This is a genomic window from Nonomuraea endophytica (assembly GCF_014203235.1).
GTDB classification, from domain to species: Bacteria; Actinomycetota; Actinomycetes; order Streptosporangiales; family Streptosporangiaceae; genus Nonomuraea; species Nonomuraea endophytica.
In genome coordinates, this window is the sequence record NZ_JACHIN010000001.1 from 1,052,814 (window position 1) to 1,069,547 (window position 16,734).

Below are 16,734 nucleotides of genomic sequence, written 5' to 3' on the forward strand. Positions count from 1 at the left end.
CCACACGCCACCCACCTCCACGCGGCCCCTTCGGAGCGATCTCAGCCCCTCCGACCGCCGCTCACTCCCCGCTAGGGAGCCTTCCTTCCCGCATTGCCCCTCGTCCGTCGTCACTCGGGTAGCCATGCGGGCGGCACCACCACCGGCTGGCGTTCGCGCTTTCTGGGCTTGAAGTCGGGCTTGTACTCCGGGGCCGGGACGAACGCCGCCGGGGCAGGCTGCTCGCGTATCGGCCTGGCAGGCTGGACGTCGCACGGCGCCGGGTAGGAGACCGGTCTGGTCTCGCGGGCGAGCCGGGCGTTCAGCCGCGCCTCCTGGGCGTGCAGATTACGCTCGGCCGCCTCGATCGACTCGACGCGGGCGGACAGGTAGCCGGCGGCTCCGGGGATGAGCGCGGACAGCACCACCGCACACGCCAGCGAGAAGGTCACCTGCTTGGACAAGCCCATCACAGCCCCCTCCGTCGCGGTTCGCGCGACGGCTATATGCCCTGCCGCCTGGGACAACACGCGGACTGTGACCAGAGTTGTACCAGGCGTTACTCAATCTGTGCGTGTCTCGCCCTGCGTATTGCCCAGCAAAGACACCTGGTCGCTCGGTAGTCTCGGCGGTGTGGCGTATGTGACCCGTGAGCACCTTGATCGCCTGCTGGAGCGGGCCCTCCTGGCAGACGACCACAGCTCGCTGGCCAGGCAGCTCGACGATCTCGCCCATGACTACTCCGAGGGCGACGTCTCCCGAGCGTCCATCCTGGTCCTTGCGGCTGAGGAGTGGCGCGCTGCCGGACAGCCGGCGCGCGCGATGGACTGTTTCCAGCGCGCGCTGGAAGACGGCGGCGAGGCCAGCATCGATCCGCGCGCCGGGATCGCCGACACGCTCTTCGAACTGGAGCGTCCCGACGAGGCCCGCGAGATCATCGAAGCCCTGCGTGCCGAGCCGGCCATCCAGCCGGCCACCGCCCACAACATCGCCGAAACCCTGGTGGCCTATGGCGACCTGAGGGGCGGCCTGGAGTGGGCGACGCAGGCGGTGCTGTCGTGCGACAAGGACGACCCAGAACACGTCGCCCTCCTGCGCACCCGGTACCGCATCAGGGTGGACCTGGGCCTCCCAGAAGACGACCTGGACGCCCTGGTGTCCTAACCCAACCAACGACCCCCACCCGGTCGCGCCCACCCCGGGCCCCGACCCCCTCTGTCCGCGCCCTGCCATGGGCCCCGGACCTCACCGGCCATGCTCTGCCGTGGGCACAGACCTCCCCTCCGGCAGTGCCCAGCCCCTCGCCCCCGGGCACTGCGGCATGCCCCCAACCCACGACCGCCCACCAGGACGTCAGGGCGGGCGGCACAGCATCGGTGCACCGGCACGGCGCTCCGCGTGAGCGCATCGACGCGGCCCACGGAGCGTCAAGCGGTGGCGCGCGGTGGCTGGGCGGCGTCGGGTGGCGGCACGGGCCCTCTGGCGAGCGGGGCGGCGCATGGGCACGCGACTCAGAGGCACGCGGCTCGGTGTGGCCTGGCTGGCGTGGCGCGGGGCTCTCGTGGAGGTGGCCGGGCCGCGTCGCGTGGTGCGTGGCAAGGCGGGCGGCGGCTCTGGCAACGCGATCCCGTGAGACAGGCAAACGCCGGGACGGGTCAACACCGGTCCGGAGCGAAGGGGCCGGGTTAGGGCTTGGGGGTGTGGGGAGTTGGCGGGGTTGTGGGGTGGCGGGGGGACTGGGGTGGTTTCGGGGGTGGGTGGCGGCGCAGTACCGAAGAGCGCGCAGATGTCATGGGTGAGCCCGCGTTCGTCACGAGGGGTACGCGAGGTCGTGCGGCGGCGCGCAGGCTCGCGAGCGAGATAACGAGATAACGAGATAAGGGGTTGGAGCGCCACGATGAGGGGCTCGGGCCGCGTGGGTGTTTCCTCGCCAGCCACCAGGGCGCGGGCATGGTGGCGGCGGTCAGGGGTTCGCGTGGCCATCAGGGTGGAAGCTTGGCAACGGATCACCAGCACCCATTGCCAGAGATGACCTTGGTTGTGCCATGATTGTCTTCGTCTTCGTGCAGGGCTGGTCGGAGACAACGAATGGGCTGGTCAGAGCCCTTATCGGAGCGGTCCTGTAAGTTGTGGTCAGCAACGTGCACGGGCCGCTCTGATCTATGCGCCTACGGCGAGCGTGTCGATGTCGAACTCGCCGGCACGGACACCGAGGGTGAAGGCGTCCCACTCCTCAGGAGTGAAGACCAGGACCGGTCCGTCCTGCTCCTTGCTGTCCCTCAGCGCGACGTTGCCGTCGGCCAGGCGAGCGAATTCAACACACGCGGAATTGCCGTTGCAGAAACGGCTTTTCCGCCAGGCGGGCGTGACGTCCATTGGTTGTTCCTTATCCTGAATAGCGCTTCAACAGCCCCTTTGGTGTTGATTGCGCTTTTTGTAGTGGCCCTACCGCCACTGCATGATCTTGCGTTGGACCAGTACCCGAGATTCGTCCTCGGACAGGGCCGTGGCTCGAAGATGCTCAAATGCCTGCTCGTAGTCAGCCACGAGTTCAAGCGCTTCCACGAAGCGAGCCCCGTAGAGCAGCTCCAAGTAAACAGCATCGTCGAGGTCCACGAACTTGAGATGGACGAAGGCACCGGTGTTGACAGGATGCTCGCCGTCCAAGGGCAGCACCTGGACACTCACGTGAGGAAGCAGGGACATCTCCAGTAGGTGTCCGAGCTGCTCACGCATCACCGAGGGCTCACCGAAACGCCGCGTGAGCACGGATTCGTCCAGCACGACGGAGACCTCGGCCGGATCGGATCTGTGCAGGACACGCTGCTGCCGGTCGAGGCGGGCCTCGACACGACTCCGGACACCGCTGTGCGTGATCCGCGCGATGCCCCGGGTCGCCAGGATGACTTCCCTGGCGTAGTCCTCGGTCTGCAATAGGCCCGGCACCAGCTGGGGTTCCCAGCCGCGATGAGCGATGGCCTCTGCTTCCAGCCCAAGGAATGTCGTGTATTCCGAGGGCAGGGCGTCCTCGTAATCCTCCCACCAGCCGCGCTGGTCGGCATCCCTTAGGAGCCCCAGCAGTTCGTCGAGTTTCTCGTCGTCGACCTTGAACAACCGGGCCATCGCTTCGATGTCCTCGGTGCTTGGCATGGTCTTGGAGGATTCGATCCTCGACACCTTGCTGGGCGACCAGCCGAGGCGCTCGGCGGTCTTGGCCCCGGTCAGCTTTCGGCGCTCACGAAGTAGGCGCAGCTCCTGGCCTAGCCTGAGCCTGCGGACAGTCGGGCTGCCCTGCTCTGATGGCACCGTCCACTCTCCTCATCGGGAATGAAGGTGTAGCGGTAAAGGACCGTTTGGAGCCCGGGTTTCTGGGCCGTCCACCCAATCTTACACTGCAACTTGCACGTGTAGTGCCACTTGGGCTTGCTCAAAGAGTTCCACGGGAGGACGGTGGAGGCAAGAACCTTCGCTGGTGCTACCCGGAGTGCACCTGGCAAGCCTCTGACAGTTCTGATGCAAGTTGCACCGCAAGCCAGGTAGCAAGATGCGAAGAAATGTAAATCTTCTCTTGCTTAGAGTATTGCAGCATGCACGGCCCGGGAGGACGATCAGGCCAGGAGGAGATGACGAGGGAAAAGGGAGGCCGAAGTGGACATACGGCCCCGCACCCCGCATCTCCCGCTGACCGCGTGCGGCCACGGCCGCTCCTCCGGCAACGTCGCCGTCCCGGATACGTGCAACAACACCAGGGAGGCCGTTTGCCGGAAGGACACCAAAAGAAAGTAGCGCCGCGTCGTAGCTCGTTCGAGCACAGAAATGCCGGACCGAAGCTGACTGCCAACCCGCCGCTCAAGGGCTGCCACCCTGCGACGACCCGGCTGCAGCACTCGGCCCGGCGAAAGAAGCCACCTCGAGTAATGCCGCGAAAGGGGTCTTCTATGTACTCACAAGGTACCAAGGGCCTGAGCCGAATCAAGTCCCGGATCCAGGAACTCATCGCGTGGGCCGACCGGGAAATCTGTATGGAGCCAGACGAATTCGCCCACCGGCGAGGCTGGACCGTGGCAAGAACCGGCTTCGGAGCACGCTGCTACCGAGACCCACGCTTCGACCAGCTCAAGGTCACAGCCCGAGTTCCCGAGGAGGTGTCCTAGATGTCCCCCAGGAACCCCAGGAACCAGATCTACCCGGGATACGAGGACCTTCCCCCGGCCGGTCGCCCCGGGATCCTCACCGCCCTGTGGCGCATCCGCACCGAGCTCCTGCTGATCGCCGCACTCGCCCTGTTCGTCCTGGCGGTCGTCGCCGCCACCCAGGACGGCGTCTGGCTCCCCTTCATCATGCTGAGCAGCGCGGTCTCCTTTCCGGCCGCCACCCGTTACGGGCGCGGCTGGTTCGTCGGCCACTTCTGGTGCGTCATCACCCGGCACCGGTTGCAGCGGACCTGCCTGGAGACCACCATGCACACCAGGTCGGGCCGCATCCCCCTGGTTCTGTGGATCACGCCGACCGTCACCGGCGAGAAGGCGCTCATCATGACCAGGGCGGGCATCTCCGCCGAGGAGTTCGAGGCCTACGCCGAGGAGATCGCGGCAGCCTGCTGGGCACGCAGCTCGCGGGTCTACCGGCACCGCAAGTGGGCCAGCCTGCTCATCGTGGAGACCGTACGCAGAGACGGGGTCCCGGGCGCCGCCTCCCCCGGACTTGACCGTTTCTACGGCCGAAGGGCCTGGGTCAGCCTCAGGCCCGACGTCGAGGAGCCGCCTGATCTTCCCCAGACGCTCCTCGTGCCCCTAGTGGGCTGAAACACCGAGCAAGCCCCGGAGACCGCGGGGGCTCCGGGGCTTCCGCCCCACAAAGCCCAGCCAGGGTTTTGTGGGGCTTTCGCGGTCGCGAGTTGGGGTCTTCACGACGGGACGGCAAAAGGTCAAGATGAGTCTGGATAGCGAACTCAGGAGTTCTCATGACGACCGTGCACCGTACCTGCCCGCTCTGCGAAGCCGTCTGCGGCCTGACCCTGACTCTCGACGACGGCGGGCACGTGACGAGCGTGCGCGGTGACAAGGAGGATCCGTTCAGCAAGGGCTTCATCTGCCCCAAGGGCGCGAGCCTCGGCAAGCTGGACGAGGACCCGGACCGGCTGACCCGGCCGCTGGTCCGCGAGGGCGAGTTGTGGCGGGAGGTCGGCTGGGACGAGGCTTTCGCGGCGGTCCAGGAGGGTTTCTCCAGGGTCACCGAGGAGCACGGGCGGGAGGCGTTCGGCGTCTATCTGGGCAATCCCAACGCCCACACGATGGCCGGAGCGCTCTACGCGGCGCCGATGATCCGGGCGCTCGGCACCCGCAACGTCTTCTCCGCCAGCACCGCCGACCAGATGCCCAAGCACGTGTCCAGCGGGCTGATGTTCGGCCACCCGCTCAGCATCCCGGTGCCCGACCTCGACCGCACCGACTACCTGCTCATGCTCGGCGCCAACCCCCTGGACTCCAACGGCTCGCTCTGCACCGCCCCGGACTTCCCCGGCCGCCTCAAGGCGCTGCGCGGGCGCGGCGGCCGCCTGGTCGTCGTCGACCCGCGCCGCACCCGGACGGCGGCGCTGGCCGACGAGCACGTGTTCATCCGTCCGGGCACCGACGCGTACCTGCTGTTCGGCATCGTCCACACGCTGCTGGCCGAGGACCTGACCGACGTGCGGCAGGAGATCAACGGGCTGGCCGAGCTCACGCAGGCCGCCAAGCACTTCGCCCCCGACGTCGTGGCCCGCCGCACGGGCGTTCCGGCCGAGGTGATCGTACGGCTGGCCCGCGAGCTGGCCGGTGCCCCCACGGCCGCGGTCTACGCGCGCATCGGCACGTGCACGGCCGAGTTCGGCACGCTGGCCCAGTGGCTGGTGGACGTGGTCAACGTGCTGACCGGCAACCTCGACCGGCCGGGCGGCGTCATGTTCCCGATGCCGGCCACGGAGGGCGGGCGGCGGCGCAAGCCGTACCAGACGGGAAGGTGGCGCAGTCGCGTCAGAGACCTGCCGGAGGCGAACGGCGAGCTGCCCGTCGCGACGCTCGCGGACGAGATCGAGACGCCGGGGCAGGGCCAGATCCGCTGCATGGTGACGGTGGCCGGCAACCCGGTGCTGTCCGCGCCGAACGGCGGGCGGCTGGACGGAGCGCTGGGCGGTCTCGCGTTCATGGTGAGCGTCGATCCGTATCTGAACGAGACGACCAGGCACGCGCACGTCATCCTGCCGCCGCCGAGGGTCCTGCAGGCGGGACACTACGACTTCGCGCTGCTGGGGTTCGCGGTGCGCAACTACACGAGGTACTCGCGGCCGCTGCTGCCGCTGGCGGACCGGCCGTCCGAGGGCATGATCCTGGCCAGGCTGGCGGTGATCGCGTCGGGGCTGGACGGGGATCTGGACGCGTTCATCATCGGGCAGGCGCTGGAGAAGGCGGTGTCCACGCCGGGTTCCGGCGTGGAGGGCAGGGACGCCGGCGAGCTGGCGGCGCTGCTCGACGGCGAGTCAGGCGCCGAGCGGCGGCTGGACATGATGCTGCGGCTCGGCCCCTACGGCGAGTGGTCGGGGCGCGGTGAGCTGTCGCTGCGCAAGCTGCTCGACAACCCGCACGGCCTGGACCTGGGCCCGCTGGAGCCCCGGCTGCCCGAGTTGCTGACGACCGCGTCGGGGCGGGTCGAGCTGGCGCCGCCGCAGCTCATCGACGACGTGGAACGGCTGCGCGACGGCCTGGGCGCGGAGCCGCCGGGCTTCCTGCTGATCGGGCGCCGGCACCTGCGCTCGAACAACAGCTGGATGCACAACGTCGCGCCGCTGGTCGGCGGCAGCAACCTGTGCACGCTGCAGATCAACCCGGCGGACGTGGACCGGCTCGGCCTGGACGGCTACGCCAGGGTCAGGTCGGCGACCGGCGAGCTGACCGTGCCGCTGGAGCCGACCGACACGATCATGCCGGGCGTCGTGAGCCTGCCGCATGGCTGGGGGCACGCGGGCAGTACACAGAGCGTGGCGGCCGAGCACCCGGGAGTGAGCGCGAACACGCTGACCGACGAGTCCACCGTGGATTTGCCGTCCGGAAACGCAGTGTTCAACGGGGTTCCGGTCACGATTTTGCCAACCGGTGTGATCACCGCACATTAGGGTGTCGCGCGTGACTATCGCGCCAGAAGAGGACCGCCTGAACGCCCAGATCGCCTTCGCCGTCGAGATCGACAAGTTGAAGCGGGTGATCCGCCGCAACCATCTCATGGATGGTTCGCGGAGGGAGAACGACGCAGAGCACTCCTGGTATGTCGGACTCCTGGCCATGATCTTGGGAGAGCACGCCCCGGCGGGCACCGACATCCAGCGCGTGGTCGCGATGCTGCTCGTCCATGACCTGGTCGAGATCGACGCGGGTGACACCTTCATCTACGACGCCGAGGCGGTGGCGGCGCAGGCCGACGCCGAGCGGGCCGCCGCCGACCGGATCTTCTCCATGCTGCCGGGTGAGCAGGGCGCGCAGATGCGGGCGCTGTGGGAGGAGTTCGAGGCCAGGCAGACGGTGGAGTCACGCTTCGCCAAGGCGCTCGACCGGTTCGCGCCGATTCTGGCCAACCACCACACCGAGGGCGGCACCTGGCCGCTGTTCAAGGTGAAGGCGTCGCAGGTGCGGGAGAAGGTGCGCATCATCGAGGAGGGCTCGGCCTCGCTGGGCGTGTACGCGCTGGAGCTGGTGGAGCTGTCGGTCGCCAGAGGGCACCTGTCCGAGTGACCGGCCCATGCCCGGGGTAGGGCACTTGTCGTGAAAGAGACAGTACGCGCGAGACGTCGGCACTTGCGGCGTTTCGTGGGGCCGGTCGACCTGGCCGACCGGCTGGAGAAGACCAGAGCCCTGGACGAGCCGATCCGCGTGCTGGCCAAGGCCGTACGCGAGAAGGTCCGCCCCGGGCGGCTGCGCGATCTGCTTCACGGCGTGCCCACGGGCAAGCCGCTGCACCCTCCGCTGGCCACGGTGACGCTCGGCTGCTGGCTGTCGGCGAGTGTCCTGGACGTGGCCGACGCCGACCGGCGGGCCGTCCGGCTGCTGCTGGCGGCCGGTCTCGCGGGCGCGCTGCCGACCGCCGCCGCTGGGCTCACCGACTGGTCCTCGCTCCACCGGGAGCAGCAGCGGGTCGGGTTCGTGCACCTGCTGGCCAACGTCGGCGCGCTCGGGTTGTTCTCCGCCTCCCTGCTGGCCCGGCTGCGCGGCCACGAGCGCGGCGGGCGGATCCTGTCGTTCCTCGGGCTGGGCGCGGCGGGCGTGGGCGGCTATCTCGGCGGCCACCTGGCCTACCGGCAGGCGGCGGGCGCCAACCACGCGCCGCAGGTCTCGCACCTGGTGCCGCTCGGCTGGCACGACCTCTGCCTGCTCAAGGACCTGCCGAGCGGGCGGCCGGTCGCGCGCCGGCTCGGCTACATCCAGCTGTTCGTGCTGCGCACCGGCGAGTCGGTGACCGTGCTGGCCGACCGCTGCCCGCACCTGGCCGGGCCGCTGCACCAGGGCCGCCTGGTCGTGGAGGACGGCGAGGCCTGCGTGGTCTGCCCCTGGCACGGCAGCACCTTCCGCCTCGGCGACGGCACCGTCAAGCACGGCCCGGCGACCGCTCCCGCGCCCACGTTCGAGACCCGGATCAGGCGCGACGGGACCATCCAGGTGCGCCCGGGAGGTTGACTTAAAGCTTACTTGAGGTTCTACGGTCCATCTATGTGCGAGATTCTGGTGACCGGAGCCTCCGGCCATGTCGGCCGGCACGTCTTCGCCTCGCTGAGCGCGGCGGGAGTGCCCGTGCGGGGGCTGTCCGGGAAGGACGTCGACCTACTCGATCCGGTACGCCTCGACGGGGTGGAGACGGTTTTCCTCGTGTGGCCGACGCCGAACGCGGAGCGGGCGGCACCGGTGATCGAGCTGATCGCCAGGCACGCGCGGCGCGTGGTCTTTCTCTCGACCCACACCCACGGCTTCCACGCCGACATCGAGCGGCTGATCGAGCATTCCGGTCCCTCCTGGACATTCCTGCGGACCGGCGGCCTGGCGGCCGACACCTTGGCGTTGGCCGATCAGGTGCGGAGCGGAGTGGTGCGCCGGCCGTACGGGATGGCCAGGAGGTCCTTGATCCACGAGAGGGACGTGGCGGCGGTCGCCACGCACGTGCTGGCCTCGGCGGGGCACGGCGGCGTGCGTTACGCGCTCACCGGGCCCGAGGCGCTCACCCAGGTCGAGCAGGTGCGCGTCCTCGGCGAGGCGGTGGGCAGGGAGGTGCGGTGGGAGGAACTGGCGCCCGAGGTGGCGCGGCCGGACCTGCTGCGGGCCTGGGGGGACGAGGAGTACGTGGACGCGGAGCTCAAGGCGTGGGGCGAGTTCGCGGACTCACCGGAGCCGGTCACCAACACCGTGCGGGTGCTGACCGGCCGGGAGCCTCGGTCATTCCGGGAGTGGGCACGCGATCACGCGGACGCCTTCCGCTGATCGGCGGGGTGCTCGACCAGGGCGAGGATGCGGCTGGACATGAACCGGGCGGTGCGTACGGCGCTGCCGCTCCTGGTCACCTCGCTGACTTCGACCAGACCCCGGCGGGTGGCCACCTCGACCCTGCGGCCGGCGCGGGTGGCCTTGACTTCGTAGGTGCGCGGGGTTCCCCCGGCGTCGATGACGATCTCTACCCAGTCACCCTTCATGTCTGGATTTATACCCAGAAAGACCTATTTTTAGGCGTACACTAGTTTGATAATCGCCGCGATTCCGACACAGACGATGATGCCGCGCAGCACCGGAGCGGGGATCTTCCTGCCGACCTTGGCGCCGATGTAGCCGCCGATCGTGGCGCCCACGGCGATCCCGGCCACGGCCCACCAGTCGACCTCCGCCACCAGGATGAACAGCACGGCGGCCGCGCCGTTCACGATCAGGGACAGGACGTTCTTGGCGGCGTTGACCCGCTGCAGGCCGTCGGCGAGGAAGCTGCCGAGCAGGCCGATGAGCAGCACGCCCTGGGCGGCGCCGAAGTAGCCGCCGTAGACGCCCGCGCCCAGCACGCCCAGCCACAGGACGACGCCGCCGTCGGGGTGCGCGTGCTCACGCCGGGCCGACAGCCAGCCGTTCAGCTTGGGCTGGATGACCACGAGCACGCAGGCCAGCCCGATCAGGATCGGCACCACGATCTGGAAGACGTCCGGGTCCAGCCAGAGCAGCAGCAGGCCGCCGATCAGCGAGCCGATCAGCGAGGCCACGCCCAGCTTGACCAGCCGCTGCCGCTGCCCGGCCAGCTCGGCGCGGTAGCCGTAGGCGCCGGTGAAGGAGCCCGGCACCAGGCCGATGCTGTTGGAGACGTTGGCCACGACCGGGTCCACGCCTACCGCCACCAGCGCGGGGAAGGTGATCAGTGACCCCGACCCCACCACCGCGTTGATGGCTCCGGCCCCGACCCCGGCCGCGCACACCGCGGCCACCTCCCACGGCGTCACTGCCCCTCCTCGCTCAGAACTCGTTTCCCGAGCTTAGAGACCTGGGAGATTTCTTTTTACGTCGGGTCCTTCGGTGGGCTGAAAAGACCGCCCAGGCCCTCCAGCACCTTGCCCATCTCCGACGGCACGATCCACACCTTGTTGGCGTCGCCCTTGGCGATCTCGGGCAGCGTCTGCAGGTACTGGTAGGCCAGCAGCCGCTGGGTCGGATTGCCCTCGTGGATGGCCTTGAACACCATGCCGATCGCGTCGGCCTGCCCCTTGGCCCGCATCGCCTGCGCCTCGGCGTCGGCCTGCGCGCGCAGCACGGCCGCCTCCGCCTCGCCGCGCGCCCGCAGCACCGCCGCCTGCTTCTCGCCCTCGGCGGTGAGGATCGCCGCCTGCCGCTGGCCCTCGGCGGTCAGCACGGCGGCGCGCTTGTCGCGGTCGGCGCGCATCTGCTTCTCCATCGAGTCCTGGATGGAGGAAGGTGGGTCGATCGCCTTGAGCTCGACCCGGTTGACCCGGATGCCCCACTTGCCGGTCGCCTCGTCGAGCACCCCGCGCAGCTCGGTGTTGATCTCCTCGCGGGAGGTCAGCGTGCTTTCGAGGTCCATGCCGCCGACCACGTTCCTGAGCGTGGTGACGGTCAACTGCTCGACGGCGACGATGAAGTTGGCGATCTCGTAGGTGGCCGCCTTGGGGTTGGTGACCTGGAAGTAGATGACGGTGTCGATGGAGACGACCAGGTTGTCGGAGGTGATCACCGGCTGCGGCGGGAAGGAGACCACCTGTTCACGCAGGTCGATCTCGTCCCTGATCCGGTCGATGAACGGCACCACCAGGTTGAGGCCGGGACCGAGCGTGCGGTGGTAGCGGCCGAGCCGTTCGACGATCGCCGCGGTCGCCTGCCCGATGATCCGGACGGTCCGGTAGAGAGCCAGGCCCACCAGCACGACCACGACAAGGATGACGATGAGCTCCGTGGCCATGGCACGCTCCCGGAAAGTCGTGGGGGTCCCGACCACGGAGATCCTATTTGGTTTTATCCGAAGGCGGTCGGTAACCGCACAAATACGATCTAGTGCGCTCTCGCATACCAGCGGCCCTCGGCGCTGCGGTCCAGCGACAGTGGCACACCGAAGGTGCGGGAGAGGTTGTCGGCGGTCATGACCACGTCGAGCGGCCCCTGCGCCACCACCGAGCCGTGCTTCAGCAGCAGCCCGTGCGTGAACCCGCTCGGCACCTCCTCGACATGGTGCGTGACCAGCACCAGCGTCGGCGAGCGCTGGTCCCCGGCCAGCAACGACAACCGGCGCACCAGGTCCTCGCGCCCGCCCAGGTCGAGCCCGGCGGCCGGCTCGTCGAGCAGCAGCATCTCGGGGTCCGGCATCAGCGCGCGGGCGATCTGCACCCGCTTGCGCTCGCCCTCCGACAACGTGCCGAACCTGCGCCGGATCAGATGGGCGGCGCCCATCATGTCGATCAGCTCGACCGCGCGGGTGACGTCGTTGGAGTCATACTCCTCCGTCCAGCGCCCGAGGATCGCGTACGACGCGGTCAGCACCAGGTCGATGACCTTCTCCTCGCCCGGGATGCGCTCGGCCAGCGCCGCGCTGGCCAGCCCGATCCGCGGACGCAGGTCGAAGACGTCGGCCTGCCCCAGCCGCTCGCCCAGAACCTCGACCAGACCTTCACTCGGAAACAGCAGCGTCGCCGCCACCTGCAGCAGCGTGGTCTTGCCCGCGCCGTTCGGCCCGATGACCACCCAGCGCTCGTCCTCGTTGACCGTCCAGTCGATGCCACGCAGGAGAGTCGCGCCGTCGCGTCTGACGGCGACATCCTGTAGCCGCAGCACCTGACCGCCCATCCCCGGTACCTCCTCGCGCCCGATTGTCCCGGTTGCCGGAACGCACGGGACAAACCTATTGCAGGGCGAGCACATATCGTGGATCAGTGCGCGCTGAATCACCTGTCTCCCCCGCACTCGTGGCCTGGGGCAACGCCTGGCTTGCCGGTCACGTGGGCCTCGACGAGGCCGCCGACCAGGTGGAGTCCGTCGCAGGACCCACGTTGATCGCCACCGTCCCCCTCCGTGTGCACCTCGCCGACCTGCGCTCGCAAGGTCTCCACGAGGTACGGCTGGCCCTCCCGGCCCCCGGCGACCCGCTGGGGCTGTCCGGGCCGCCAGACTTCAACGCCGCCGCGGTGGACGCCGGGCAGGCGGCGATAGCCGTACTCGCCGAGCGGAACGTCGGCCTGGTCCCGGAGCCCGACCTGCGCGGCTCCTCCTACCAGGGCACCGCGTTCACGGTGCACCCGGCCGGGCCGGTCCGCGCCGACCTGCCCTCCGTGGCCGAGGCCGAACGCGATCTGGCCGAGGCCATCCGGACCGCCACCGAGTCGCTCACCTCGGTCGAAGGGCCGGGCCAGGCCCACCCCGGCCAGTTGGAGCGCGCGGGCGGTGAGCTCGCGCCCGGCTACCCGGGCCGCGCCCACCGCGTGTCCGCGCTGGCCGCGCGGCTGGCGGTGATGCTCCGGCTGGCCGACGAGGGCCTCGGGCTGACCTCCGCGCAGATGGCGACCAGGTCCGCGGCCCTGCGACAGCTCGACCACGCGGTACGGCGGGCCACCGTGGCCGCCCACCACGCGATCTTCGAGCCGATCAGGAACCCGTGAGCTTCCAGAGCCGGATCTGCTTGTCCTTCCCGGCGGTGACGATGGCCGGCTTGCCCGACATCGTCACCACGGCGACCAGCAGGACGCCCTTCTTGTGGGCTTTCACCGGCTTGCCGAGCGGTTTGCGGGTCTTGGGATCCCACAGCCGCATCGTCCCGTCGGTGCTGCCCGAGACCAGCACCACCCGCTCGCCCACCACGCCGAACGACAGCGAGTAGACGATCTTCTTGTGCCCGGTCATCGGCTTGCCGATGGACTTGCCGGTCTTCGGATCCCAGAGGCGGATTTTGTTGTCCTTGCCGCCGGAGGCCACCACCGGGCGGCCGTCCAGCGCGCCCACCGCGATCGAGTAGACGCCCTTGGTGTGCCCCTTGTACGGCTTGCCGTACTTCTTACGCTTGGCCAGATCCCACAGCCGCAGCGTCCTGTCCTCACCGGCCGAGACGGCGACCACGCGCTCGCCGACGCGACCCACGCCCAGCCAGTTGACCGATCGGGAGTGGGCGCGGACGGTCTTGCCTGCCTGCTTCTTCTTACCCAGGTCCCAGAACTTCAGCATGCCGTTCGCGTCGCCGCTCACCGCGTACCACTTGCCGCCCGCCTTGCCGACCGCTACCGCGTAGACGGAGTCGCCGTGGTAGCCGAGGACCTTGCCCTTGCGGGTCTTGAGGTTCCAGAGGCGGACCGTTCCGTCGTACCCGCCGGAGACGGCCATCGGGGTCTTGCCCATGGTCAGGCAGGCGACGGCGTACACCTCCTGGCTGTGGCCCTTCAGCCTGGCCACGTACTTGTGGTTCTTGGCGTTCCAGATCCGCACCTGGCCGTCCTGGCCGCCGGAGACGAGCATCAGTTTGCCGGCGATGGTGATCGCGGAGACGGTCTGAACGGCTTTGGAGTGGCCCTTGAGCGACTTGCCGTCCTGTTTGCCCAGGGCCGGGACCACCTGGGGCGGTGGCGGCGTGGGTGTGGGCGTTGGGGTCGGTGTCGGCGTTGGGGTTGGGGTTGGCGTCGGAGTGATCGAGGTGGTGACGCCCGCGACGCTCTGCTTGTCCGGCTCTGGCTCGCCGGAGGCGAACCACCTCGGCACCACGACCAGCAGCGTCGCACTCATGGCCAGGGCGATCACCAGGGCTGCGGTGACCAGGCCGGTGCGTTTGCGCGTGGCCGGGCTCTGCGGGACGCCCTTGAAGAACGCGTCATTGTCACCCGGAGGCAGCGAGGGAGGCCGTGGCGGACCGGCCTGCTGCGGGCCCGGGTGAGGGTGCGCGCTCGCGTGCGCGTTCTGGTGTGGGCTCGGGTGCGGGCTTGGGCTTTGGTGCTGCGCGGCGTTCGGGTGCGCGGCGTTGGGGCGCGGGCCTTGGGTGGGTGGTGTGGCGTGGGGGTGCCGGCCCGGGGTGGGCTGGGCGGCTGGTTGTGAGTACGGCCGGCCGTACCCGCCGGAAGGGTTGGCCCATACGGTCGGTGCCACGGGTGGCGGGAAGCCCGCCGGGCCCTGCGGCGCATGGGCGGGTGGGATGGAGGGCGGGTCGGCGGCGACCTGGGAGCCCGTGGTCATGGCCACGTCGGCGTCGCGCTCCGGGATGGGGCCCTCGTTCTCCAGGAGGGCGAAGAGGGTGTCGGCGGCCGTCGGGCGTTCGTCGGCGCGCTTGCTGAGGCAGGATCGTACGATCGTGCGGAGGTTGTCGGGAAGGGCGGAGAGGTCGGCTTCCTCGTTCATCACCCGGTAGATGACGGCGGGCAGGCTGTCCTGGCCGAACGCGGGCCGGCCGGTGGCCGCGAAGGTCATCGTCAGGGCCCAGCTGAACATGTCGCCGGCCGGTCCCACCCGCTCGCCGGAGATCTGCTCGGGCGACATGTACGCGGGCGTGCCCACGACCCCGCTGCTGATCGTGATCGCCGAGTCCAGCGCCCTGGCGATGCCGAAGTCGATCACCCGGGGGCCGTCGCTGCCGATGAGCACGTTGCTGGGCTTGAAGTCGCGGTGGACGATTCCGGCCCGGTGGATGGCGGCCAGCGCGGTGACGGTGCCGACGGCCAGCCGGTAAAGCGCGCCGCCCCGCCGAGGTCCCTCGGTCTGGACGAGCCGCTGCAGCGAGACGCCGTCGACCAGCTCGGAGACGATGTACGGCCATTCGCCGTCCATGTTCGCCCCGATGACCTGCGCGGTGCAGAACTGCGCGACGCGGCGGGCGGCGGCCACCTCGCGCATGAACCGCTCGCCGTCGATGCCCGGACGGTCGAGCCGGGTGTTGAGCAGTTTGATGGCGACCATCTCGCCGTCAGGGCCCTGGCCCTGGAAAACGACTCCCTGCGCGCCCTTGCCCACCCGGCCTAAGAGCCGATAGTTCCCCAGCGATACTGGATCACCCTGCTGTAAGGGGTGCAAATCCGGCACGTATCCCTCCCCCTTACGCAGAAACCCCCAAGACAAGCCTGGCCAGCAACCCCAAACCCGCGCAAGCACCGCCAGATCACGAAAGATCATCACTCTTTGTGGGATATTTGCCCTCGGCAATAGTCAGCTGAAGAATCTGGGATTTCCAGCACCGTAGGGGGAGCCGCATATGCGCAAGTCTCTCAGCATGCTCTTAGGCGCGAGCCTGGCCGTCACCGGGTTGACCGCCATACCCGCCCAGGCAACTACAAACGCCACCATTGTTCCGCAAACCGCCCGCGAGCCGTACTCGAACTTCAAGGTCAGCGTCAAATACAGCACCCGCACCAAGCGCGGCGGAAAGATCCTCTACAAGATCAAGGCCAAGAACCTCGGCCCCCACTACGCCGACTACTTCTGGGTCGGCGGCCAGGTCCCCAAGGGCGTCGTGCCGACGCTGCGGTGGAGCGCCGCCAAGGGCACCAAGTGCAACTGGGAAGGCCAATTCTTCTGGTGCTGGGGCCGCTACGCCCTTGAGGTCGGCGACTCCGAATGGCTCAACTTCCAGGTGACGCTCAAGAAGAACACCAAGGGCACCGCCGTGGCCAAGCTCGGCGTGATCGCCTTCGATGTGCCGCTGGGCGCGGAGAACATCGACGAGGAAGAGCTGGAGCGCATCGGCATCAAGGGCTGGAAGTGGCTCAAGACCACCAAGACCAAGATCGTCTGGCCCCCCAAACGCCCCACCCGCGGCTGGACGCCTCCCCCGGTCGTCAAGGACTACAACCCGCCGGTGGTGCACGAGGAGTCCAACAAGAAGAAGGACACATAACCCACAAGAAGGACCTCTAAGGGCGTCACTTTCTTTTACGGCAAGCCGACTGAGCCGCCACCCGCCGACCATGGCCGGCGGCCTCCAGGAAGACGCCACTGGACCCGCACAGGGCCGGGCGCCGCAACGGCGCCCGGTCACCGGGCACCGACCCCCGTTCCCCGGCGCGCGACCAACCCCTCGTTTCCCCCGAGCTTGCGAGATGTGCACACCCAAGAGCCCGCCAAGGAGGTCTGGCCAGTTACCCGGGAGCTGGCGACGACGGCCGACCGGGTAGTTGGGCCCGGGTTCCGGCGGTGGCGGCCGACCGGGTAGTCGGGCCGGGGTCCCACATGGAGGTCTGGCCGGGTAGTTGCGGCCGAGTTCGGAAATGACGGCCGACCGGGTAGTCGGGTCGGG

The 16,734-nt window shown here is 69.0% G+C and carries 16 protein-coding genes; 8 read left to right on the forward strand and 8 right to left on the reverse strand.

Annotation, left to right across the window (positions count from 1 at the left end; all coding sequences use genetic code 11):
* Nucleotides 1–110 precede the first annotated feature (110 nt).
* Nucleotides 111–449, reverse strand: coding sequence for a hypothetical protein (locus HNR40_RS05115; RefSeq protein WP_184958713.1), 339 nt, complete (start codon nt 447–449; stop codon nt 111–113).
* A 163-nt stretch (nt 450–612) separates the two neighbouring features.
* On the opposite strand from HNR40_RS05115, the gene HNR40_RS05120 reads away from it, so the two are divergent.
* Entirely contained in the window at nt 613–1,143 is a 531-nt protein-coding gene (locus HNR40_RS05120) for a tetratricopeptide repeat protein (protein WP_312896186.1), read from the forward strand.
* 996 nt (nt 1,144–2,139) lie between these two features.
* Here the strand turns inward: HNR40_RS05120 and HNR40_RS05125 are convergent.
* Both HNR40_RS05125 and HNR40_RS05130 read right to left on the reverse strand, forming a co-directional pair.
* On the reverse strand, nt 2,140–2,355 hold the full coding sequence (locus HNR40_RS05125) for a DUF397 domain-containing protein (protein WP_184958714.1): 216 nt from the start codon (nt 2,353–2,355) through the stop codon (nt 2,140–2,142).
* 69 nt (nt 2,356–2,424) lie between these two features.
* Nucleotides 2,425–3,285: a helix-turn-helix domain-containing protein gene (locus tag HNR40_RS05130; RefSeq protein ID WP_184958716.1), complete on the reverse strand. Its 861-nt coding sequence runs from the start codon at nt 3,283–3,285 to the stop codon at nt 2,425–2,427.
* 848 nt (nt 3,286–4,133) lie between these two features.
* Here HNR40_RS05130 and HNR40_RS05135 point away from each other — a divergent pair.
* From HNR40_RS05135 to HNR40_RS05155, 5 genes are all read left to right on the forward strand, one after another.
* Complete coding sequence (locus HNR40_RS05135) at nt 4,134–4,784, forward strand: hypothetical protein (RefSeq protein ID WP_184958717.1); 651 nt, start codon at nt 4,134–4,136, stop codon at nt 4,782–4,784.
* Nucleotides 4,785–4,942: 158 nt separating this feature from the next.
* Complete coding sequence (locus tag HNR40_RS05140; protein WP_184958718.1) at nt 4,943–7,129, forward strand: molybdopterin-dependent oxidoreductase; 2,187 nt, start codon at nt 4,943–4,945, stop codon at nt 7,127–7,129.
* Nucleotide 7,130: 1 nt separating this feature from the next.
* A complete protein-coding gene (locus HNR40_RS05145) occupies nt 7,131–7,742 on the forward strand; it encodes an HD domain-containing protein (protein ID WP_184958719.1) in 612 nt (203 codons plus the stop codon).
* A 63-nt stretch (nt 7,743–7,805) separates the two neighbouring features.
* Complete coding sequence (locus HNR40_RS05150; protein ID WP_184958720.1) at nt 7,806–8,681, forward strand: Rieske (2Fe-2S) protein; 876 nt, start codon at nt 7,806–7,808, stop codon at nt 8,679–8,681.
* Between the two features lie 33 nt (nt 8,682–8,714).
* Nucleotides 8,715–9,476, forward strand: a complete 762-nt coding sequence (locus HNR40_RS05155) for a Rossmann-fold NAD(P)-binding domain-containing protein (RefSeq protein WP_184958721.1) — start codon at nt 8,715–8,717, stop codon at nt 9,474–9,476.
* Here HNR40_RS05155 and HNR40_RS05160 read toward each other — a convergent pair.
* The 4 genes from HNR40_RS05160 to HNR40_RS05175 form a co-directional block, all read right to left on the reverse strand.
* Nucleotides 9,455–9,685, reverse strand: a complete 231-nt coding sequence (locus HNR40_RS05160) for a DUF8836 family protein (RefSeq protein ID WP_184958722.1) — start codon at nt 9,683–9,685, stop codon at nt 9,455–9,457. The two genes, HNR40_RS05155 and HNR40_RS05160, sit on opposite strands and share 22 nt — an antisense overlap.
* 30 nt (nt 9,686–9,715) lie before the next feature.
* Nucleotides 9,716–10,471 (reverse strand): sulfite exporter TauE/SafE family protein, encoded by a 756-nt coding sequence (locus HNR40_RS05165; RefSeq protein WP_184958723.1) that lies wholly within the window; start codon nt 10,469–10,471, stop codon nt 9,716–9,718.
* 56 nt (nt 10,472–10,527) lie between these two features.
* The gene (locus tag HNR40_RS05170) at nt 10,528–11,442 is read right to left on the reverse strand and encodes an SPFH domain-containing protein (RefSeq protein ID WP_184958724.1); all 915 of its coding nucleotides are present in this window, start codon (nt 11,440–11,442) and stop codon (nt 10,528–10,530) included.
* Between the two features lie 89 nt (nt 11,443–11,531).
* Nucleotides 11,532–12,320: an ABC transporter ATP-binding protein gene (locus HNR40_RS05175; RefSeq protein WP_184958725.1), complete on the reverse strand. Its 789-nt coding sequence runs from the start codon at nt 12,318–12,320 to the stop codon at nt 11,532–11,534.
* An 86-nt stretch (nt 12,321–12,406) separates the two neighbouring features.
* On the opposite strand from HNR40_RS05175, the gene HNR40_RS05180 reads away from it, so the two are divergent.
* Complete coding sequence (locus tag HNR40_RS05180; RefSeq protein ID WP_312896187.1) at nt 12,407–13,129, forward strand: Rv1486c family protein; 723 nt, start codon at nt 12,407–12,409, stop codon at nt 13,127–13,129.
* Here the strand turns inward: HNR40_RS05180 and HNR40_RS05185 are convergent.
* Nucleotides 13,116–15,614 carry a serine/threonine-protein kinase gene (locus HNR40_RS05185; RefSeq protein ID WP_246508335.1) on the reverse strand — a complete coding sequence of 833 codons (2,499 nt, stop codon included), beginning with the start codon at nt 15,612–15,614 and terminating at the stop codon, nt 13,116–13,118. The two genes, HNR40_RS05180 and HNR40_RS05185, sit on opposite strands and share 14 nt — an antisense overlap.
* 79 nt (nt 15,615–15,693) lie before the next feature.
* On the opposite strand from HNR40_RS05185, the gene HNR40_RS05190 reads away from it, so the two are divergent.
* Nucleotides 15,694–16,335, forward strand: coding sequence for a DUF11 domain-containing protein (locus HNR40_RS05190; protein WP_184958727.1), 642 nt, complete (start codon nt 15,694–15,696; stop codon nt 16,333–16,335).
* The last annotated feature ends 399 nt before the right edge of the window (nt 16,336–16,734 follow it).